Genomic DNA, 19947 nt, shown 5'->3' with positions numbered 1-19947 from the left:
GAGGCTCTGCTCAGCCCAGCACCACGTTGGCGGCGCTCTCGGGCAAATCCTCGCCGAAGGCGCGCTGGTAGAACTCAGCCACCACCGAACGCTCCAGCTCGTCGCATTTGTTGAGGAAGGTCAGCCGGAACGCCATGCCGATATTGCCGAAGATCTCGGCATTTTCGGCCCAGGTGATGACGGTACGCGGGCTCATCACGGTCGACAGATCGCCATTGATGAAGGCCGAGCGCGTCATGTCGGCGACGCGCACCATCTTGTTGACGATGTCCTTGCCCTTGCCGTCGCGATAGTGCTTGGCCTTGGCCAGCACGATGTTCACCTCATTGTCGTGCGGCAGGTAGTTCAGCGTGGTGACGATCGACCAGCGATCCATCTGCGCCTGGTTGATCTGCTGCGTGCCGTGATAGAGGCCGGTGGTGTCGCCGAGGCCAACGGTGTTGGCGGTCGAAAACAAGCGGAACGCCGGATGCGGGCGGATGACCCTGCTCTGGTCGAGTAGCGTCAGGCGGCCCGACGATTCCAGCACGCGCTGGATGACGAACATCACGTCCGGACGGCCGGCATCGTACTCGTCAAAGCAGAGCGCGACATTGTGCTGGTAGGCCCAGGGCAGGATGCCGTCGCGGAATTCGGTGATCTGCAGGCCATCCTTGACGACGATGGCGTCCTTGCCGACGAGGTCGATACGGCTGACATGGCTGTCGAGGTTGACGCGCACGCAGGGCCAGTTAAGGCGGGCGGCGACCTGTTCGATATGGGTCGATTTGCCGGTGCCGTGATAGCCAGACACCATGACGCGGCGGTTGTAGGCAAAGCCGGCAAGGATCGCCAGCGTCGTCGCCTTGTCGAACAGATAATCCGGATCGATGTCCGGCACATGTTCCGAGGTCACCGAATAGGCCGGCACCACCATCTTGGACTCGAAGCCGAATTTGTCTTTCACCGACACCGTCGTGTCGGGCAAATTGGCGATGTCGCGATCGACCTTGTTCATCTCTATCCAAGTCTCCACGGGCGAAATGCCTGATTTCGCCGGCAATCGATTTTGTCCGGGGGCGGTCTTAGAGCCTTTTCCACCCTTATGAAAGTTGGAAAACGACACGAACCGTTAGGTTGCTCAGCACAAACCCGCCTGCTTGAGCACGCGATAGGCCTGCAGCACATCGCGGAACCGGTCTTCCGAACCTCTATCGCCGCCATTCGCATCCGGATGGTGGCGCTTCACAAGTTCCTTATAGCGCGCCTTGATGTCCTTGCCAGTCGCCTTTGTATCAAGGCCAAGCGTTTCCAGCGCCTTGGCCTCAAGCGGCTTGGCCTTGCGTTCGCGCGCCTCGCGCGGGTCCTTCGGCCCTTTGAACAGATCGAAGGGATCGCGCATGCGGTTGTAATAGCCGGCGCGACCGGAACGCTGCTGGGCGAAATCGGGCGAGGAGCGCGTCGAGGCGCCGGCGACGCCCATCTTCCATGTCGGCCGGTGGCCGGTCATCGCTTCCTTCTGGAAGCGGGCTATCTCGGTGTCCGGCACGCCGGAGAAGTAGTTGAAACCCTTGTTGTATTCGCGCACATGATCGAAGCAGAACTGAAAATACTCGCCTTCCTTCATGCGTCCGACCGGCGCCCGGTGGGTACCGGCCTCCTTGCAGCCGTCCCACTGGCAGATCGGCGAGTGCGACTTCAGCTCCGCATCCTTGTCGGGACGGACCCGAATTTTCTCGAAATATTTGGGGTACGGTTTCATCTCACCCATTTATGGGCTGTTCGCACGTGCGAAACAAGAATTGACATTTTCGCGATCATCGCCCTAACCGCTGAATCGCGGCATAAAGCAGGGCGAATGGCGATTTTTGAGGCGGCCCGGCGGGATCGATCCCGATTTCCCGATCACGCCTTGCAGATATGGTGAAGGGAGATGGCGATGTCCATACAGGCGATGATGGAAGACAAGCTGAACAAGGCGTTTTCGCCGGAGCGGCTGGCGATCGTCAATGAAAGCCACCTTCATGCCGGTCATCACCACCACGGCTCCGACGATCACGGTGCCTATGACGGCACCGGCGAGACGCATTTTCGCGTCCGCATCGTCTCATCCGTCTTTGCCGGCATGAGCCGCATCGACCGCCACCGCGCCGTCAACGAATTGCTCGCAGCGGAGCTGCAAGCCGGCGTCCATGCGCTGGCAATCGAACCGGCTGCACCCGGCGAAAAGACCCGTTGGTAAGTCTCTCCGCCTCAGATCACCGCTTCGATGAGAAACGGTCCCGGACGCGACAGGGCACTGTCGAGCAGCGCGTCGAACCGCTCGCACGTGTCGGCGCGGGCCGCCTCGACGCCCATGCCTTTGGCCAGCGCAACCCAGTCCAGCGCCGGATGGTCGAGATCGAGCATGCGCCTAGCGTTCTCGCCGATCTCATTGACCCCGACATTCTTCATTTCGCCATGCAGGATGGCGTAGGTCCGGTTGGAAAAGATGATGGTCACGACGTCAAGCTTTTCCCTGGCCTGGGTCCACAGTCCCTGCACCGTGTACATGCCGCTGCCGTCGGCCTCGAGATTGATCACCTTGCGGTCCGGGCAGGCGATCGCTGCTCCTGTCGCCATCGGAATGCCGCCGCCGATCGATCCGCCCGTACCCATCATGTAGTCGTGCGGCGCCGCAAAGGCGGATAGCGCGAAGAACCGTCTCGCCGAGGTGACCGCTTCGTCGCAGACGATGGCATTGGCCGGAAGTTTGCGCGCCACCGACAGCGCGATGGCATCGTCCGTCAGTCTGCCGCTCAGCGTCGGTTCGTCTGGAAAGGCGGTTGCGGCGGCGAATTGCTGCGTCGGCTTGATGCCGACCTCGGCAGCCAGCGCCTCCAGCGCCGCTTTCAGATCCTGGCCATGCGCCGCCAGCGAAAGCACCTTGCAATCGTCCCGAACCAGCCGCCCGGGCTTGCCGGGATAGGCGAAGAAGGCAACCGGCTCCTTGGCGCCGACCAGCACCAGCAAGTCGATATCCCGGAGCATGGCCGTCGCCGCATCGACCGGATAGGGAATGCGGGTCGGGGCGAACCGCCCGCGGCCGCGCTGCATGCGGGCGATCAGAACCTCACTGAACAGCCTGACATCGCTTCCCGATGACATTCTCCCTGCGATTTCAAGTCCATCGGCGCGCGCCGCCTGCCCACGCACCACCATGCCGACACGGCCCGGCGCGGCGCGGATTGCTTCGGCGATCGTGCGCACAACAGCCATGTCGACGGCGGGCGGCGGCTCCAGCTTCACCTTGCCAGGCGAAATCGCAGCAACTTCGCCCCAGGCGGCATCCGCAGGCAGGATCAAGGTCGTGACGCCAGGCGGCGTGAGTGAGGCGCGGAAAGCCGCCTCTGCGGCCGGCACAATATCGGCCGGCCCCTTGACGCGGCCAACCCAGTTCGACATCGGCGACGCCAGGCCTTCTATGTCGCTGGTCAGCGGGGCATCGAGCGGCAGATGGTAGGAAGCATGGTCGCCGACAATGTTGATCATCGGGCTGCGCGCACGCCTTGCGTTGTGCATGTTGGCCAAACCGTTGGCGAGACCCGGTCCGGTATGCAGCAACGTTGCTGCCGGGCGGTCGGTCATGCGCGCATAGCCGTCGGCGGCGCCGGTCACCACGCCCTCGAACGGGCCGAGCACGCAGCGCATCTGAGGTTTGCGGTCCAGTGCGGCAACGAAATGCATTTCGGATGTGCCAGGATTGGCGAAGCAGACCGTGACGTCATTGGCCAGGAGCACGTCGCACAGCAGATCGGCGCCATTCATGATTTTCTTTCCCAATCGACAACTCAGGAACAATTGCACCTGTAGCCGCCGGGTCGGCAATGTCCCGCCGGGGCTTTTGGTCTGATCCAGGACGCCTCGCGGGGATCGGGGATCAACCGACGGTCCATTCAGGAAGGCCAGCATCGCGGCGGTCAACGCGTCGCCGTCCTCGCCGAAGTCGTGATTGATCGACATATGCGTGTAGGCGTTGCCGTCGAACAGCGTCACTTCAGTGCCGATGGCGCGCAGGCATTTGGCAAAGCCTTCGATTGGTCGTCGCGGCCTTCGGCGCGCGAATAGGCGATGAAGGTCGGCGGATGCTTGTGTCCATCGAGATAGCTGGCCGGCGACAACGCCGCCCATCAGCGCCGCAGCACCGGGCAACCCGCCATTCCAGCCACTCCGAATGTTTCCTCCCAAGCCTTCTACCCGGATTGCAGCCACTCTCCTTCATGTGAAGGGAACCAACAATGCTTTCCGACAGTTGAAGGTGATGAGGCGATTGGAATCCAGATCGGCTCCGAGGGCAGAACATCATGCGTGCAACCCAATCCGACGTCTTCGATCTTTTTTCAGAAATTTATGCCAATGCGGCGGACGAAGAGGTCAGCATCCAACAGTATCTTCTTGCCTGTCGGGAAGACAAATCGATGTACGCTTCGGCGCCCGAAAGGATGGTCGACGCAATCGGCGAACCAAAACTGGTTGACACCAGCAAAGACGAGCGCCTCGGCCGCATTTTCGCGAATCGGACCCTCAAGATCTACCCTCATTTTTCTGACTTCTATGGAATGGAGGATACGATCGAGCGCATAGCTGGATATTTCCGCTATGCCTCGCAGGGGCTCGAAGAACGCAAGCAGATCCTCTATCTCCTCGGCCCGGTCGGCGGCGGCAAATCCTCTCTGGCCGAGCGCCTGAAGAAACTGATGGAGCAGCGCCCGATCTACACGCTGAAGGTCGGCAACCAGATCAGCCCGGTTTTCGAGTCGCCGCTTGGGCTGTTCCATCCCGATCACATGGGTGATCTGCTAGAGGATAAATACGGCATAGCCCGGCGCCGGCTGAACGGATTGATTTCGCCATGGGCGGCCAAGCGCCTCGACGAATTGTCTGGCGACATTTCCAAATTCAGCGTCGTCAAGCTGATGCCTTCGCGGCTGCGCCAGATCGGCATTGCCAAGACCGAACCTGGCGATGAGAACAATCAGGATGTCTCGGCCCTGGTCGGCAAGGTCGACATCAGGCAATTGGAAAATTTTAGCCAGTCCGACCCCGATGCCTATTCCTATAGCGGTGGCCTGAACCGGACCACGCAAGGTCTGCTTGAATTCGTCGAGATGTTCAAGGCACCCATCAAGGTTCTGCATCCGCTGCTGACCGCGACACAGGAAGGCAGCTACAACGGCACTGAAAATTTCGGCGCCTTTCCCTACCAGGGGATCATCGTCGCCCATTCCAACGAGTCGGAATGGCAACAGTTCAAGAGCAACAAGAACAATGAGGCGTTTCTCGATCGCATCCTGGTGGTCAAGGTACCCTATTGCCTGCGGATCACCGAAGAGAGGCAGATCTATGAGAAATTGCTGCGTGAGAGCGAGTTGGCCGCCAGCCCCTGTGCCCCTGAAGTTTTGGACATCCTCAGCCGCTTTGCAGTTTCGACGCGCTTGGCCGAACACGACAACTCGCCGCTCTACACCAAGATGCGCGCCTATGACGGCGAAAATCTGAAGGAAGTCGATCCCAGGGCAAAGTCGGTCCAAGAATATCGCGACGCCGCCGGCGTCGATGAAGGCATGACGGGCGTCAGCACGCGCTTTGCCTTTAAGATCCTTTCGCAGACATTCAACTTCGACAATGAGGAGGTCGCCGCCGATCCTGTGCATCTGATGTACATTCTGGAGGAGGCGATCAAGCGGGAGCAGTTCCCGAAGGAAACGGAAGCGGCCTATCTTGAATTCATCAAGTCGGAGCTTGCGGCGCGCTACGCCGAGTTCATCGGCCACGAAATCCAGAAGGCCTATCTGGAGTCCTATAGCGAATACGGCCAGAACCTCTTCGACCGCTACATCGCCTATGCGGATGCCTGGATTGAGGACCAGGACTACAAGGACCCCGACACCGGCCAGATCCTCAACCGGGAGATCCTGGACAACGAACTTTCGCAGGTCGAGAAACCGGCAGGCATCGCCAATCCCAAGGACTTCCGTAACGAGGTGGTGAAGTTCACTCTGCGCGCTCGCGCAAGAAACCACGGCCGCAACCCGTCATGGACCAGCTATGAAAAACTGCGCGAGGTCATCGAGAAGCGGATGTTCGGACAGGTCGAGGACCTCTTGCCGGTGATCAGCTTCGGCTCCAAGCAAGACAGCGTTACGGAAAAGCGCCACAACGAATTCGTGCAGCGCATGATCGAGCGTGGCTACACAGAACGGCAGGTACGCCGGCTGGTGGACTGGTACATGCGGGTGAACAAGGCGGGTTGACAGAGCCGGATGGTTCCATGCCGATCTTCATCGACCGTCGCCTGAACCCCAAGGACAAGAGCCTTGGCAATCGACAGCGCTTCCTCAGGCGTGCTCGCGAGGAGTTGAAGCGGAGCATTCGCGATCAAATCCGCACTGGCAGGATCGCCGACGTGGATACCGAGCACGCCGTGCCCATGCCTGAAAGGAAAACAGCCGAGCCGAGCTTCAACGATGACAGGGCCAGCGGACGGCGCCGACACATCCTTCCGGGCAACAGGCATTTTTCCCCTGGAGACCTGCTCCCGAAGCCGCATGGGGGCGGCGCGGCGTCGTCGCCAGGAAACACGGCGTCGGAAGACGATTTTCGTTTCGTGCTGTCACGCGAGGAGGTGCTCGAACTCTTTTTTGAGGATCTCGAACTGCCCGACCTGGTTAAGCTCAATCTCAAGGAAATCCTTGCCTTCAAGCCGCGCCGGGCCGGCTTCGCGGCAACCGGTTCCCCGACCAACATCAATGCCGGCCGCACGATGCGCAACAGCCTAGGCCGGCGCATTGCGCTGAGGCGCCCCACGCAGCAGGAACTGGAGGCGATCCTCCGGGAAATCGTCACGCTTGAGTCGGCCCCGGCCGGCGCGGCGGTGCGCCAGCGCATCGCGGAATTACGCGACGAGCTTGACCGGCTGGAGCGACGGCGCAGGCGAATTGCCTTTGTCGATCCGGTCGATATCCGATTCAACCGCTTCGACGCCCGGCCGGTGCCGAATGCCAATGCCGTCATGTTCTGCCTTATGGACGTGTCCGGATCGATGGGCCAACGCGAAAAGGACTTGGCCAAACGCTTCTTCGTGCTGCTGCACCTGTTCTTGAAACGGCGCTACGAACGCACGGAGATCGTCTTCATCCGCCATACCCATGAGGCGCACGAAGTGGATGAGGACACGTTCTTCTACAACACGCAGAGCGGCGGTACGATCGTCTCCACCGCGCTCGACGAAATGCACCGCATTATCGGCCAGCGCTATCCTGCCAGCGAGTGGAACATTTACGCCGCGCAGGCCTCTGACGGGGACAATTTCACCACCGATTCCGAGCGATGCATAGAGCTCATGAACGGCAAGCTCATGCGCCTGTGCCAGTATTTCGCCTATGTCGAGATCATCGACGAACGCGAGAGCCACATATTCGGTGCTACCGAAAACGGGACGTCGCTTTGGCGCGCCTACAGTACGATCGAGCTGAAATGGCCCAACTTCCAGATGAGCCGCATCGCTGCTCCCGCGGATATTTACCCGGTCTTCCACCGGCTCTTCGCCAGGCAGCCGGTGGCCATCAAGAGCGCTTGAGAGAGAGAGATGGCCAGGCGAGCCAACGAAACGAATTTGTTGTTTTCCGGTTCTGACTGGAATTTCGAGAAATTATCGCGGGCTTTTGAAGAGATCGAGGCGATCGCGGTCGACGAGTTGCATCTCGATACTTACCCGGTCCAGATGGAGATAATCTCCTCCCAGCAGATGCTCGACGCCTACTCATCTATCGGCATGCCACTGATGTATCGGCATTGGTCGTTCGGCAAACATTTCCTTCACCAGGAGCTTCTTTACCGTAAGGGTGGTCGGGGGCTGGCCTATGAACTGGTCATCAACTCCAATCCCTGCATCGTCTACCTCATGGAGGAAAACACCATGGCGTTGCAGGCCCTTGTGACGGCCCACGCGGCGCTTGGCCACAATCATTTCTTCAAGAACAATCATCTGTTTCAGCAATGGACCGACGCCGGGGCAATCCTGGGTTATCTGGACTTCGCCAAGGGCTACATCGCCCGGTGCGAGGAGCGGCACGGCCTTGCAGCAGTGGAGGCCATTCTCGATTCCGCCCATGCGCTGATGGAACAAGGGGTGTTCCGCTACCACCGGCCGCCAAAGCTCTCGTCGGAGCGACAGCGCGAAGGGCTTCGCGAGCGCCTCGAATACGAAGAGCGCTCCTACAACGATCTGTGGCGCACGCTGCCGCCGTCGCAGAACAAAAACAAGTCCGGCAATGAGGATCAAGGGATGGCGGAGCGCAAGAGATCGCTCAACCTGCCCGAGGAAAACCTCCTGTATTTCCTCGAGAAGAACAGCCTGACCCTGGAACCCTGGCAGCGCGAGATCATCAGGATCGTCCGCGTCATCGCGCAATATTTCTACCCGCAGCGACAGACTCAAGTGATGAATGAAGGCTGCGCCACCTTCGTGCATTATACGCTCATGAACATGCTATTCGATCGTGGCCGGATCGGCGAAGGTGCCATGCTCGAAATCCTGCGCAACCATTCGAACGTGATCTTCCAGCCGGCCTTTGACGATCCCCGGTTTTCAGGCATCAATCCCTATGCCCTCGGCCTCGACATGATGCAGGACATACAGCGCATTTCGACCGAGCCGACGGCGGAGGACCGCGACTGGTTCCCGGACATTGCAGGACATGGCAACTGGCGCGAGGTCCTGCTTGAGGCCTGGGCCAACCACCGCGACGAATCCTTTATCCGCCAGTATCTCAGCCCGAGCTTGATCCGAAAATGGCGGTTCTTCGTGCTTGGCGATGGAGCCGACCAACCGCATTTCGAAGTCGCCTCGATCCACAACGAACGTGGCTATCACAAGATACGCGCCCAGCTTGCCCACAGTTACGACCTTGGAGCGAATCGGCCGGACATCCAGGTGATTGATGTCGACCTGCTCGGCGACCGGCAGTTGCGGCTGCAACACAGGGTAAAGGATGGTGTTGTGCTCGAAGGCGCCAGCCGTGACGCGACGCTCCGCCATGTACGCAGCCTCTGGGGCTACGAGGTCAGCCTGGTTGCAGTTGACGCTCAAACCGGTGCGACAATCCACGAACGGTCTACGAGCCAGATCGCGGCATAAACTCGGCAAAGAGCGTTCTGTTGCGGGCCTGCTCGGTACCTTTAGGATTCGCCCGCCGGCCTGATCCTGATCCTGGCGATCCGGTTCTTGTCGCGTTTCATCACCACGAAGCGCTTGCCGTGGAAGGTGAAAGCCTGCTTTTCCTCGGGGATCGACTGCGTCTCGTGGATGACCAGCCCGGCAATGGTGGTCGCTTCCTCGTCAGGCAGGTTCCAGTCGAGCGCCCGGTTGAGATCGCGGATCGGCACGGTGCCGTCGACGACCACGGAACCGTCCGCCTCCTGCTTGACGCCCTGAATGTCGACATCGTGCTCGTCGGCGATCTCGCCAACGATCTCCTCGATAATGTCCTCCAGCGTCACCAGCCCTTCGACCTCGCCATATTCGTCGACGACGATAGCGAAATGCGCCTTGGCGCGCAGGAAGGCGTTGAGTTGTTCCTGCAGCGTGGTGGTGTCGGGCACGAACCACGGCTTCGACGCGATCTTCATCACGTCGATCCGGGAAAAGTCGTTGCCGACCTCGTTCAGCGCTCGCAGCAGGTCCTTGGCGTGCAGCACGCCGACAATGTTGTCGAGCGAGCCTTTCCACAACGGCATGCGGGTGTGTGGGCTTTGCAGGATCTCGCGCACCACCGCTTCCGGCCCATTGTCGGCATTGACCGAGCGCATATTGGTGCGATGGACCATGATGTCGGAGACTTCGAGTTCGGCGAGATCGAACAGCCCGCCGACGCGGTCGCGGTCCTCTCGCACCATCTGGCCGTCGCGGCGGAAATCGTCGACCGCGCCGCGCAACTCGTCCTGGGTCGAGCGCTGCGGCTCGATGCGCGACAACTCATAGCCGAACATGGCAAGCAGGCGCGTGCGCACGGCCAGGACCAGCAGGGTAAGGATGGCAAGGACGGCGACGACGGTCCAGCCGGGTTCGTTGATCATCGCCGCCGGCTTTCCTGGCCCGGATGGTTTTCGCTGAGGAACGAAAGCACCTCCGACGCCGGTACATCCTTGGCAATAAAAGCCTGGCCAACGCCGCGCGTCAGGATGAAGGTCAGCGCGCCGCGCGACACTTTCTTGTCCTGGGTGATGAAGCCAAGCAGCGCCTCGGCATCGGGCAACTCACCAGGGATGTCGGCCATCCGCCAGGGTAGACCGACGGTGCGAAGATGCGCCTCGACCCGCGCCGCGTCGTCCGGGCTGGCCAGATTGAGCCTTGCGGAAAAGCGGTGCGCCAGCGCCATGCCGATGGCGACGCCTTCGCCATGGACGAGGCGGGCGCCATCATACTGTGTGGCGCCTTCCAGCGCATGGCCGAACGTGTGGCCAAAATTGAGCAGTGCGCGGTCGCCGGTTTCGAACTCGTCGCGGGCGACGACATCGGCTTTGGCGCGGCAGGCCCCGGCGATCGCCTCCGCCCGTTCCGCACCACCGGCGAACACCTTTTCCCAGTTCGCTTCCAGCCAGGCGAAAAACGCCGGTCGGTCGATCAATCCGTATTTGGCAAGCTCGGCATAGCCGGCGCGAAATTCGCGGATCGGCAGCGTGTCGAGCACTTCGGTGTCGGCCAGCACCAGCTTCGGCTGATGGAAGACGCCGACCAGATTCTTGCCGCGCGGGCTGTTGATGCCGGTCTTCCCACCGACCGAGGAATCGACCTGCGCCAGCAGCGAGGTTGGAATCTGGACGAAATTCATGCCGCGGCGCACGATGCCGGCGGCAAAGCCGGTCAGGTCGCCGATGACGCCACCGCCGAGCGCAATGACGACATCGCCGCGCTCCAGCTTGGCGGCGAGCACGCCGTCGACCACCTCTTCGAGATGGGCAAAGCTCTTGGTCTTTTCGCCGGCTGGCAAAGTGATGACGGCAGGCTGGATGCCGCCTGTTTCCAGACCGGCCTTCAGCGCGTCGAGATGTGCCGCCGCGACATTGTCGTCGGTGACCACCGCCGCCCTCGTGCCGGGCAGGCGGCGCGAAATCTCGGCGCCGGCGCGCGCCAAAAGGCCGGGGCCGATCAGGATGTCATAGGCGCGCTCGCCAAGGCCGACCTCGACAGTGACCTGTTCGCTCACAGCCGCACCTCGCCCGGCGCAGTCGGAGCCGGAATGCCGAAATGCCCGCACAGCGCGTCGACAACCTCCGTCGCAATGACCTCCTTGCGGTCGTCGCGTGTCGGCACGGTGATGTTGGACGTGGCATAGACCGGGTAGCGCTCGCCCATCAGTCGCTCGAGCACGGCGCGCGGATCGGCGCTTTTGAGCAACGGCCGGTTCTGCTTCTTGGACACGCGTTCCATCAACAGGTCGATCTCGGCCTTCAGCCACACCGACACGCCATGCCCGGCGATCGCTTCCCGCGTCTGCGCATTCATGAACGCGCCGCCGCCGGTCGACAGCACCTGCGGCCCACTCTCCAGCACGCGCAGGATGACGCGCTGCTCCAATGCCCGGAATTCGGTCTCGCCATAGCGTTCGAACAGTTCCGGCACCGTCATGCGCGACACGGTTTCGATCTCCTGGTCGCTGTCGACGAAGGGCAGCGACAGCATCGTCGCCACCTTGCGGCCGATCGCCGTCTTGCCGGCGCCCATCAGGCCGACAAAGACGATCGAGCGGCTTCCCAGCCTGTCGAGCAGCGCGGCATGGCTATCGCCGGGAGGATTTGCTGGTAACGCGTTCATGAGACCATGCTGTTTCTAAGCCGTCTTTGCCGGCGTATCGACATCAAAAGCCCGTTTGCGTCAAGCATAGCGCCTTTCGCACGCAGAGCCCTTCGTCCTTGAATTGACGGAATTAGCGTCCCATAAGGACACGGGCTTGGAATCGCAGAGCAAGAAGACGGGCGAAGATTGATGCCGACACTGTTCCGCTTTGTCGTGACGATGATGATTCTTGCCGGCATTGCCTATGGTACGATGGTGGCGCTGGCGATGTTCGTCGAGCCGAAAAAAGCCGAAATCACCGTGCGCATCCCACCGGAAAAGCTGAACCCCAAGAAAAACTGACCCAAACTGACCCCTGGAACATGAACAGCGCGGCTCGCATCGAAGCCTTTCTCGAGATGATGAGCGCCGAACGCGGTGCCGCTGCAAACACGCTGTCTTCCTACCGCCGTGATCTCGAAGACGCTTCGCAGCAGATTGCCGGCGGGCTTGCCGCTGCCGCCGCAGCCGACATCCGCGCCTATCTCGACGATATCGCGGCGCGCGGCTTTGCGTCGACGTCGCAGGCGCGCAAACTGTCGGCGATCCGCCAGTTCTTCAAGTTTCTCTACGCCGAGGGCTTGCGCGGCGACGACCCGACCGGCACGCTGGACAGTCCGAAAAAGGGCCGGCCGCTGCCCAAGACGATGAGCGAGGCCGATACCGGTCGGCTGCTCGACCGTGCGGCGCTTGAGACAGGCGATGGCGTCAATGGCGACCGGGTGGCGGCACTGCGCCTGCACGCTTTGGTCGAGGTGCTCTATGCCACCGGCCTGCGCGTCTCCGAACTTGTCGGCCTGCCGGTGACCGTCGCCCAGCGTGACGACCGCTTCTTCATGGTGCGCGGCAAAGGCGACAAGGAGCGCATGGTGCCGCTGTCGGCCAAGGCCCGCACGGCCATGCGGGCTTGGCTCACAGCCCGGGCCACGGTGCCGGCTTTCGCCGACAGCCCGTTTCTGTTCCCGGCCGCCGGCGACAGCGGCTTTCTCTCCCGGCAGGTCTTTGCCCGCGACCTCAAAGGCCTTGCCGCGCGGGCCGGCATATCGGCGGCCAAAATTTCGCCGCATGTGCTGCGCCATGCTTTTGCCAGCCATCTCCTGCAGAACGGCGCTGATCTCAGGGCGGTGCAGCAGCTGCTCGGCCACGCCGATATCTCGACCACGCAGATTTACACGCATGTGCTGGAAGAGCGGTTGGTGCGGCTGGTCAACGATCATCATCCGCTTGCCGACTAGGCCTCATATCGCTATGTGAGGGCAACGTGCCCGCGCGGAGCCTACATCTGCGCGATGTTTGCCTTCCGACGCATCGGTCCGCTCAAGAATGTACAATTATCTCGATTTCGAAAAGCCGGTGCAGGACCTTGAACTCAAGATCCTCGAGCTGAAGAAGCTTGCCGAGAATGGCGAGGCGGTCGACGTCGGCGACGAAATCAGCCGGCTCGAGAAGCGCGTGCGCGACGCGCTGCGCGACATCTACAAGGCGCTGACGCCGTGGCAGAAGGTGCAGGTCGCGCGCCACACCGACAGGCCGCATTGCCTCGACTACATCAAGGGTCTGTTCAGCGATTTCACGCCGCTCGCCGGCGACCGCAATTTCGGCGAGGACCAGGCGATCATCGGCGGCTTCGCCCGCTTCCGCGGCGAACCGGTGGCCGTCATCGGCCAGGAAAAGGGCTCCGACACGGCGAGCCGGCTCAAGCACAATTTCGGCTCGGTGCGCCCTGAAGGCTACCGCAAGGCCGTGCGGCTGATGGAACTTGCCGACCGTTTCCAGATCCCACTTCTGACGCTGGTTGACACCGCCGGCGCCTACCCCGGCGTTGGCGCCGAGGAACGCGGCCAGGCTGAAGCCATCGCCCGCTCAACCTCGGCCTGCCTCGGCCTCAAAGTGCCATCGATTTCGGTCGTCATCGGTGAAGGCGGTTCGGGCGGCGCCATTGCGATCGCCACCGCCAACCGCGTCTACATGCTGGAACACGCCATCTATTCGGTGATCTCGCCGGAAGGCGCTGCCTCGATCCTGTGGCGCGACACCACGCGCTCGAAAGATGCGGCGACCAACATGAAGATCACCGCCCAGGACCTTCTGGAAATGAAGATCATCGACGCCATCATTGCCGAGCCGCTCGGCGGCGCCCAGCGCGCGCCCGAAACGGTGATCGCCGCCACCGGCGACCTCATCGCCAAGACGATGAAGGATTTTGCCGGCGCCAACACCGATTTTCGCGAACAGCGCCGCGAAAAATATCTGGCGATGGGCCGCAGCCTCTGATTTTGGCCGGCAGCGCACCGCAATGTGGCGTTAAGGAGCAATTTCGCCACAAAAATGCCGCCGCATTCGGCTCAATAAAAAATCCGTGACACCGGGCGAATTGCCGTGGGGGGCGCCGTCCGACGCTTGCGGTAAGGAATTTTCAAGGTTAACGGGCTTAGGGTCCGTCAGTGTTCAGCATGCAGGCCCGGGCGCTATCCGGCCGTGCCGCGAGAAAAAGACATAGCCGTATCCATGTTTACCAAGCTTGCCCGCACTGGACTTCTGATCGCCGCGCTTGGCGTTGCCGGCTGCAACGATTCCTCGATGAAGAATTTTGCGCCGGAAGCCAGCAAACCGCTGCCGGACAAGATCCTGGCCGACATGAAGGCCAAGGGCATGATCCGCACCTCGTCGGTGATGGCTCGCATCTTCAAGGAAGAAGGCAAGCTCGAAATCTGGAAGGCCAAGACCACCGGCCGCTACGAGATGGTCGCCAGCTACGACATCTGCAAATGGTCGGGCAAGCTCGGCCCAAAATACACCGAGGGCGACCGCCAGGCGCCGGAAGGTTTCTATACGGTCCGCCCGTCGCAGATGAATCCGCGCTCGAACTATCACCTGTCCTTCAACATCGGCTATCCCAACGCCTATGACCGTGCCAATGGCCGCACCGGCGCCAATCTGATGGTGCACGGCGCCTGCTCGTCGTCGGGCTGTTATTCGATGACCGATCCGCAGATCGAGCAGATCTACGCTTTTGGTCGCGATGCCTTCCAGGGCGGCCAGACCGAGTTCCAGATCCAGGCCTTCCCATTCCGCATGACCGCCGCCAACATGGCGCGTTACCGCAACGACCCGAACTATGAGTTCTGGAAGATGCTGAAGGTCGGTTACGACAATTTCGAGATCACCAAGGTGCCGCCGAAAGTCGATGTCTGCGACAAGCGCTATGTCTTCAACCAGGTGGCGCCCGAGGGCACGACATTCGATCCGACCGGCGCCTGCCCGGCGACCACGCAGCCGGATTCGCTGAAGAGCGCACTCAACGCCTATCAAAGCAGCTATGACGCGGCCTTCACCGGCGCGGTCAAAGCCAGCGTGCCGGCGCCCAAGCCGACCATTGCCGGCATCAAGGAAGCCGCCATCGTTTCCGAATGGTCGAAGCGCCGCGCCCGGGGCGAGCGCGTGCCGATCGAACCGCCGTCGCTGAATTCCGACGGCACGCTGACCGAGACGGCGCGCATGGGCCGCATCGATTCGCCCGCCGGCCGCAAGATGGCGGCGCTGGACGCAGAGAAGGAAGCCAAGCGCAAGGCCGAGGAACAGCGGGTTGCTGCCATCGAGGCTGCGAAAGCCGCCAAGGCCCAGGCACTGGCTGAAAAGCAAGCCGCAAAGGCCCAAGCGCTGGCCGAAAAGGAAGCAGCCAAGCAGGCCCCCCAGCAGCCGGTCGCCACTGCGAGCGTCGAGGCGGCGCCTGCAGAACCGCCGGCGGACGAAAGCCGGATGTCGAAGATCAAGAACAAGCTGCTAGGCATGTTCGGCGGCTGAGGTTTTTCGCCTTGCCGATGCATGTCGCCCAAAAGTGCGCAGCGGTTTTGGGACAAAGACATGCATGAAGACAAACAAACAAATCACACCGCGATCTATGACCTCAAGGGCCTGAACTGCCCCCTGCCCGTTCTCAAGGCGAAAAAACGCCTGGCGGCAATGCAGCCGGGCAGCCGGCTTTGGCTGGAGACCACCGACCCGCTGGCGGTCATCGACATCCCCGCCTTTTGCGCCGACGCTGGCCACCAGCTTGTTGAAACATCAGCCGTCAGCGGCGGCCACCGCTTCCTGGTCGAACGCGGCGCATAGCGAGCCTGACAATCAGCCCCCGGCTATCGCCAGCGGATTGCTCTCCAGCGCCGCGCGATCCGGCGTGTCGATCGACGGCCGGTTGGTGAAGGCGGAAAACAGCCGGCGCACATAATCTTCCGGCATATCGAGCGTGATCAGCACCAGCCTGGTGCCGCGTTGGCCGTCCGGCCAGGCCAGCAGCCGCGCCGGCGGATGCAGGATCTTCTGCACCCCGTGGACGACAAGCGGCCGCGACGGGTCATCCGCAAGCTCGATGATGCCCTTCATCCGCAAAAGCTTGTCGCCATGCGCAGAACGCAGCAGGTCGAGGAACATCTCGATCGCCGAAAACGGCACCGGGCCGTCATGGACCAGCGAGTAGGAGCGCACGCGGGAATCGTGGCGGTGGTGGTGCTCATGCTCGCCGTGGTCATGATCATGATGATGGTGGTGCTCATGGGCGGCTTCTTCGCCGAGCCAGCGCCGGACATCGGCGGATTTGGTCGCCGGATTGTAGAGGCCGCAATCGAACAGCGCCGTGACGCCGGTTCGGCCGTCGCCGGCGTCCAGCACCACGGCGCCTGGATTGAGCTGATGGAGTCGCGTTCGCAAAGCATCGACGTCGCCGGGATCGCTGGCCAGATCGACCTTGGTCAGCACGATGCGATCGGCGACCGCCACCTGCTTGACCGCCTCGACATGGCCGTCGAGCGTCGCATTGCCGTTGACCGCGTCGACCAGCGTGATGACGCCATCAAGTCGGAAGGCCTGCACAAGAGCGGGATGCGCCATGATCGACTGCAGCACCGGCGCCGGATCGGCGAGCCCGGTGGTTTCGACAACGACGCGGGCAAGGCGGGCGATACGGCCGGTCTGCAGCCGGTCGACGAGGTCAGCCAGCGTATCGACCAGTTCGCCGCGCACCGTGCAGCACAGACAGCCGTCGGACAACTGGATGATGCCGTCCGAGGCCTGCTCGACCAGCAGGTGGTCGATCGCCACCTCACCGAATTCGTTGATGATGACGGCCGTGTCGACCAGTGCCGGATCTTTGAGCAGCCGGTTGAGCAATGTCGTCTTGCCGGCGCCGAGGAAGCCGGTGACCACCGTGACGGGTATCGGAAAGCCAGCCATCGCCTAGTTCGCGGCTTTGACCAGCTGGTCGCCCTGCACCGCGGTTGCCTGGCCCACCACGGCCGGTTCGGCGCCCTTTGGCGCCGGAATGTCTGGCCGCCAGCTCGGCAGCGGCACATCGGCGTATTCCTGGCCGCCCTGGTCGAGCATCGCCTTCGGCGCCGGCCCGGTGGCGCCGCCGAGGCCGACTGCAACCAGCGTCGGCACGTGGTCGAGCTTTTCCTGATAGGGCGATTTCGGCACGTCGGCGCCCTTCGCGGCCACCGGCGGAGCCGCCTCGGACTGCTCGTGCGGCGCCTTCTTCCTGCAGATCTCATCATGCATGTCGTTGGGTGACATGGTATCGCCATAGGAAGGCATGGCCGCAACCGTGAGCCAGTTCGGGTCGGGCGTGGCAAAGCCCTGGTCGAGCAGCCTGGCGGCGGTCTCGGCACGGCTGATCGCCGATTTTTCGCCGAGCACGACCGCGACCAGCGTGCGGCCATTGCGTGTCGCCGAGCCGATCATGTTGAAGCCCGAGGGACAGACGAACCCGGTTTTCATGCCGTCGGCGCCGGGATAGCGCCCGATCAAGAGATTGTAGTTGGAGATCGCCTTCTTGCCGACGGCAAGGCCTTCGATCGAGAACCAGGGGGCGTATTGCGGGAATTCCTTGCGGATCGCCATCACCAGCAGGGCAAGATCGCGCGCCGTCGTGTACTGCTCCGGCGAAAACAGGCCGTTCGGATTGACGAAATGCGTTCCGGTCATGCCAAGCCGCGCCGCCTCCGCATTCATGCGAACGGCGAATCCGGCCTGCGAGCCGCCTATGTTTTCGCCGATGGCCATGGCGATATCGTTGGCCGATTTGACCAGCATCATCTTCAACGCATTGTCGAGCCGCATCACCGAGCCCGGCTTGAAGCCCATCTTGCTCGGCGGTTCGCCCGCCGAATGCTTGGTCACCTTGATCGGTGAATCGAGCTGGACCTCGCCGGCGGCAATCGCCCGGAAGGTGACATAGGCGGTCATCAGCTTGCTCAGCGAAGCGGGATACCAGCGCTTGAAGGCGTCCTGGTGCTGCAGAACCTTGCCGCTGTTGAGGTCGAACAGGATCACCGGATTGGCCAAAGCTGGCCCAGCCAGCATAGGTAGCGCCAAGCCGCCCGTTAGCAGTAATTTGAGGATATGGCTGTGCCGCATCATGGAATCCGAAATCGCCTCTTGCCGTAGTCGCCCCTGGCTCCGTAAGATTTCGTTACGCGATGGCCAGCATGACCTGATCCGGCCCTCAATTTCCGGATCACATTGTCTGGGGTGCTATTTACCCTATGTGACGCCAAGATGGCAAAGTGCCAAGATGGCAACAAGCATGGCAATCACAATTGCAATCAAGCAGGCCAGATCGTCTGCTCCAACAGCGAGATGGAACCATTATGCCGATTCTCAACCGCGCCGCCGAGATGCAGGATGAAGTTGCCGGCTGGCGACGCCAACTGCACCAGACGCCAGAACTGAATTTCGATGTCTTCAAGACCGCCGCCTTCGTCACCGAGAAGCTGAAGGAATTCGGCTGCGACGACGTGGTGACGGGCCTCGGCAAGACCGGCGTCGTCGGCATCATCCATGGCCGCAAGGGGCAAGGCGCGACCATCGGCTTGCGCGCCGACATGGACGCGCTGCCGATCAACGAGATCACCGGTAAGCCCTATGCCTCGACCATTCCCGGCAAAATGCATGCCTGCGGCCATGACGGCCATACGGCGATGCTTTTGGGCGCCGCCAAATATCTGACCGAAACGCGCAATTTCGCCGGCTCGGTCGCGGTCATCTTCCAGCCGGCGGAAGAGGGCGGCGGCGGCGGCAACGAGATGGTCAAGGACGGCATGATGGAGCGTTTCGATATTTCGCGCGTCTTTGGCATGCACAACATGCCGGGCCTGCCGGTGGGCCAGTTCGCCATCCGGCCGGGCCCGATCATGGCGGCGACCGCCGAGTTCACCATCACCGTGAAGGGCCGCGGCGGCCATGCGGCGATGCCGCACGGCACGATCGACCCGATCGTCATCACCAGCCAGTTGGTCGGCGCCCTTCAGACGGTCGCTTCGCGCAGCACCGATCCGGTCGAGGCGGTGGTGGTTTCGGTGACGAAGTTCCACGCGGGCGACGCCTACAACGTCATTCCCGAGACCGCCGAGATTGCCGGCACGGTGCGCACACTGAAGAAAGAGATCGCCAAGAAGTCGGAAGAGCGCATCCGCACCATCTGCGAAGGAATAGCCACCGCCTTCGGCGCGACGATCACTGTCGACTATGACGCCAACTATCCCGTGACCTTCAATCATCCGGAAGAAACGGTCTTTGCCGGCGATGTCGCGGCAAATGTCGCCGGCGACACCCAGGTCCACCGCGCCATCCAGCCGGTGATGGGCGGCGAAGACTTCTCCTACATGCTGGAAGCCCGCCCTGGCGCCTTCATCTTCATCGGCAATGGCGAGACCGCCGGCCTCCACCATCCGGCCTACGACTTCAACGACGAAGTCATCCCGCACGGCATGAGCTACTGGGTTAAACTGGCCGAAACGGCGCTGGCAGCCTGACCTGCCCCGACGAAAGGCCGGCCGATTAGCCTTCGGCCGGCCTCTTCATTGCCTTCGGCGAGCCTCTTGGCGAAACGATCGGAAGCGGCTATGTGTCGGGCCGCGTGGTCCCGTAGCTCAGTAGGATAGAGCGGCAGATTCCTAATCTGTAGGTCACAGGTTCGATTCCTGTCGGGATCACCAGCAAGATCAGGTCCATTCCGGACACATAGGTTACGGTTTATATCGGAGACATGGGTAACACTTTTGGCCCGAAGGGGTTTTGGAGTGGTTCGAGCCTGCATG

18 protein-coding genes and 1 tRNA gene are annotated in these 19947 nt (G+C 61.9%); 11 read left to right on the top strand and 8 right to left on the bottom strand.

What is annotated here, in order from left to right; genetic code table 11:
• Nucleotides 1-10: 10 nt before the first annotated feature.
• Nucleotides 11-997: a cobaltochelatase subunit CobS gene (gene cobS, locus NKJ18_RS24435; RefSeq protein ID WP_023670677.1), complete on the bottom strand. Its 987-nt coding sequence runs from the start codon at nucleotides 995-997 to the stop codon at nucleotides 11-13.
• Between the two features lie 123 nt (nucleotides 998-1120).
• Nucleotides 1121-1750 (bottom strand): J domain-containing protein, encoded by a 630-nt coding sequence (locus NKJ18_RS24430; RefSeq protein WP_032887126.1) that lies wholly within the window; start codon nucleotides 1748-1750, stop codon nucleotides 1121-1123.
• A 168-nt stretch (nucleotides 1751-1918) separates the two neighbouring features.
• On the opposite strand from NKJ18_RS24430, the gene NKJ18_RS24425 reads away from it, so the two are divergent.
• Nucleotides 1919-2221: a BolA family protein gene (locus NKJ18_RS24425; RefSeq protein WP_352760044.1), complete on the top strand. Its 303-nt coding sequence runs from the start codon at nucleotides 1919-1921 to the stop codon at nucleotides 2219-2221.
• An 11-nt stretch (nucleotides 2222-2232) separates the two neighbouring features.
• On the opposite strand, the gene NKJ18_RS24420 is transcribed toward NKJ18_RS24425, so the two are convergent.
• Nucleotides 2233-3786 carry an acetolactate synthase large subunit gene (locus NKJ18_RS24420; protein ID WP_352760107.1) on the bottom strand — a complete coding sequence of 518 codons (1554 nt, stop codon included), beginning with the start codon at nucleotides 3784-3786 and terminating at the stop codon, nucleotides 2233-2235.
• A 536-nt stretch (nucleotides 3787-4322) separates the two neighbouring features.
• Here NKJ18_RS24420 and NKJ18_RS24415 point away from each other — a divergent pair.
• From NKJ18_RS24415 to NKJ18_RS24405, 3 genes are read left to right on the top strand one after another with little or no spacing between them, the layout of a single operon-like run.
• The gene (locus NKJ18_RS24415; protein WP_023686732.1) at nucleotides 4323-6272 is read left to right on the top strand and encodes a PrkA family serine protein kinase; all 1950 of its coding nucleotides are present in this window, start codon (nucleotides 4323-4325) and stop codon (nucleotides 6270-6272) included.
• A gap of 17 nt (nucleotides 6273-6289) precedes the next feature.
• Nucleotides 6290-7597, top strand: coding sequence for a YeaH/YhbH family protein (locus NKJ18_RS24410; RefSeq protein ID WP_023685368.1), 1308 nt, complete (start codon nucleotides 6290-6292; stop codon nucleotides 7595-7597).
• A gap of 9 nt (nucleotides 7598-7606) precedes the next feature.
• Nucleotides 7607-9157 carry a SpoVR family protein gene (locus tag NKJ18_RS24405; protein WP_352760041.1) on the top strand — a complete coding sequence of 517 codons (1551 nt, stop codon included), beginning with the start codon at nucleotides 7607-7609 and terminating at the stop codon, nucleotides 9155-9157.
• 41 nt (nucleotides 9158-9198) lie between these two features.
• Here the strand turns inward: NKJ18_RS24405 and NKJ18_RS24400 are convergent, their stop codons facing one another.
• The 3 genes from NKJ18_RS24400 to NKJ18_RS24390 are packed head-to-tail and all read right to left on the bottom strand — an operon-like array spanning nucleotide 9199 to nucleotide 11833.
• Nucleotides 9199-10095, bottom strand: a complete 897-nt coding sequence (locus NKJ18_RS24400; protein WP_023686735.1) for an HlyC/CorC family transporter — start codon at nucleotides 10093-10095, stop codon at nucleotides 9199-9201.
• On the bottom strand, nucleotides 10092-11225 hold the full coding sequence (aroB, locus tag NKJ18_RS24395; protein ID WP_352760038.1) for a 3-dehydroquinate synthase: 1134 nt from the start codon (nucleotides 11223-11225) through the stop codon (nucleotides 10092-10094). Before aroB ends, NKJ18_RS24400 begins: the two co-directional genes overlap by 4 nt.
• Complete coding sequence (locus tag NKJ18_RS24390; protein ID WP_023670667.1) at nucleotides 11222-11833, bottom strand: shikimate kinase; 612 nt, start codon at nucleotides 11831-11833, stop codon at nucleotides 11222-11224. The genes aroB and NKJ18_RS24390 overlap by 4 nt, the downstream gene beginning before the upstream one ends.
• Nucleotides 11834-12004: 171 nt before the next feature.
• On the opposite strand from NKJ18_RS24390, the gene NKJ18_RS24385 reads away from it, so the two are divergent.
• The 5 genes from NKJ18_RS24385 to NKJ18_RS24365 all read left to right on the top strand — a co-directional run bounded on the left by NKJ18_RS24385 (nucleotide 12005) and on the right by NKJ18_RS24365 (nucleotide 15967).
• Nucleotides 12005-12157: a hypothetical protein gene (locus NKJ18_RS24385; RefSeq protein ID WP_023670666.1), complete on the top strand. Its 153-nt coding sequence runs from the start codon at nucleotides 12005-12007 to the stop codon at nucleotides 12155-12157.
• Nucleotides 12158-12177: 20 nt separating this feature from the next.
• Complete coding sequence (locus NKJ18_RS24380) at nucleotides 12178-13089, top strand: site-specific tyrosine recombinase XerD (protein WP_286489141.1); 912 nt, start codon at nucleotides 12178-12180, stop codon at nucleotides 13087-13089.
• Between the two features lie 88 nt (nucleotides 13090-13177).
• On the top strand, nucleotides 13178-14128 hold the full coding sequence (locus tag NKJ18_RS24375; protein WP_023685389.1) for an acetyl-CoA carboxylase carboxyltransferase subunit alpha: 951 nt from the start codon (nucleotides 13178-13180) through the stop codon (nucleotides 14126-14128).
• 234 nt (nucleotides 14129-14362) lie between these two features.
• A complete protein-coding gene (locus NKJ18_RS24370; protein ID WP_023714988.1) occupies nucleotides 14363-15658 on the top strand; it encodes a L,D-transpeptidase family protein in 1296 nt (431 codons plus the stop codon).
• 60 nt (nucleotides 15659-15718) lie between these two features.
• Nucleotides 15719-15967: a sulfurtransferase TusA family protein gene (locus NKJ18_RS24365; RefSeq protein WP_027050749.1), complete on the top strand. Its 249-nt coding sequence runs from the start codon at nucleotides 15719-15721 to the stop codon at nucleotides 15965-15967.
• A gap of 12 nt (nucleotides 15968-15979) precedes the next feature.
• On the opposite strand, the gene NKJ18_RS24360 is transcribed toward NKJ18_RS24365, so the two are convergent.
• Both NKJ18_RS24360 and NKJ18_RS24355 read right to left on the bottom strand, forming a co-directional pair.
• On the bottom strand, nucleotides 15980-17083 hold the full coding sequence (locus tag NKJ18_RS24360; RefSeq protein ID WP_023734624.1) for a CobW family GTP-binding protein: 1104 nt from the start codon (nucleotides 17081-17083) through the stop codon (nucleotides 15980-15982).
• A gap of 3 nt (nucleotides 17084-17086) precedes the next feature.
• Nucleotides 17087-18265: a D-alanyl-D-alanine carboxypeptidase family protein gene (locus NKJ18_RS24355; protein ID WP_023694057.1), complete on the bottom strand. Its 1179-nt coding sequence runs from the start codon at nucleotides 18263-18265 to the stop codon at nucleotides 17087-17089.
• A gap of 233 nt (nucleotides 18266-18498) precedes the next feature.
• Between NKJ18_RS24355 and NKJ18_RS24350 the strand changes: the two genes are divergently transcribed.
• Together NKJ18_RS24350 and NKJ18_RS24345 are read left to right on the top strand one after the other, a co-directional pair.
• Nucleotides 18499-19662, top strand: a complete 1164-nt coding sequence (locus NKJ18_RS24350; protein ID WP_023734625.1) for a M20 aminoacylase family protein — start codon at nucleotides 18499-18501, stop codon at nucleotides 19660-19662.
• 106 nt (nucleotides 19663-19768) lie between these two features.
• A tRNA-Arg gene (locus NKJ18_RS24345) sits at nucleotides 19769-19845 on the top strand.
• Nucleotides 19846-19947 lie beyond the last annotated feature (102 nt).

The organism is Mesorhizobium sp. M0217 (genome assembly GCF_040321955.1).
Taxonomy (GTDB): Bacteria; Pseudomonadota; Alphaproteobacteria; order Rhizobiales; family Rhizobiaceae; genus Mesorhizobium.
The sequence above is the reverse complement of the archived record's forward strand: the minus strand, read 5'-3'. Positions and strand labels throughout refer to the sequence as shown.

Coding starts and splice junctions, on each gene's coding strand:
- cobS (WP_023670677.1), bottom strand. CDS start 997: ATGAACAAGGTCGATCGCGACATCGCCAATTTGCCCGACACGACGGTG.
- NKJ18_RS24415 (WP_023686732.1), top strand. CDS start 4,323: ATGCGTGCAACCCAATCCGACGTCTTCGATCTTTTTTCAGAAATTTAT.
- NKJ18_RS24430 (WP_032887126.1), bottom strand. CDS start 1,750: ATGGGTGAGATGAAACCGTACCCCAAATATTTCGAGAAAATTCGGGTC.
- NKJ18_RS24410 (WP_023685368.1), top strand. CDS start 6,290: ATGCCGATCTTCATCGACCGTCGCCTGAACCCCAAGGACAAGAGCCTT.
- NKJ18_RS24390 (WP_023670667.1), bottom strand. CDS start 11,833: ATGAACGCGTTACCAGCAAATCCTCCCGGCGATAGCCATGCCGCGCTG.
- NKJ18_RS24425 (WP_352760044.1), top strand. CDS start 1,919: ATGTCCATACAGGCGATGATGGAAGACAAGCTGAACAAGGCGTTTTCG.
- NKJ18_RS24360 (WP_023734624.1), bottom strand. CDS start 17,083: ATGGCTGGCTTTCCGATACCCGTCACGGTGGTCACCGGCTTCCTCGGC.
- NKJ18_RS24355 (WP_023694057.1), bottom strand. CDS start 18,265: ATGCGGCACAGCCATATCCTCAAATTACTGCTAACGGGCGGCTTGGCG.
- NKJ18_RS24420 (WP_352760107.1), bottom strand. CDS start 3,786: ATGAATGGCGCCGATCTGCTGTGCGACGTGCTCCTGGCCAATGACGTC.
- NKJ18_RS24380 (WP_286489141.1), top strand. CDS start 12,178: ATGAACAGCGCGGCTCGCATCGAAGCCTTTCTCGAGATGATGAGCGCC.
- NKJ18_RS24405 (WP_352760041.1), top strand. CDS start 7,607: ATGGCCAGGCGAGCCAACGAAACGAATTTGTTGTTTTCCGGTTCTGAC.
- NKJ18_RS24375 (WP_023685389.1), top strand. CDS start 13,178: ATGTACAATTATCTCGATTTCGAAAAGCCGGTGCAGGACCTTGAACTC.
- NKJ18_RS24400 (WP_023686735.1), bottom strand. CDS start 10,095: ATGATCAACGAACCCGGCTGGACCGTCGTCGCCGTCCTTGCCATCCTT.
- NKJ18_RS24350 (WP_023734625.1), top strand. CDS start 18,499: ATGCCGATTCTCAACCGCGCCGCCGAGATGCAGGATGAAGTTGCCGGC.
- NKJ18_RS24365 (WP_027050749.1), top strand. CDS start 15,719: ATGCATGAAGACAAACAAACAAATCACACCGCGATCTATGACCTCAAG.
- NKJ18_RS24370 (WP_023714988.1), top strand. CDS start 14,363: ATGTTTACCAAGCTTGCCCGCACTGGACTTCTGATCGCCGCGCTTGGC.
- NKJ18_RS24385 (WP_023670666.1), top strand. CDS start 12,005: ATGCCGACACTGTTCCGCTTTGTCGTGACGATGATGATTCTTGCCGGC.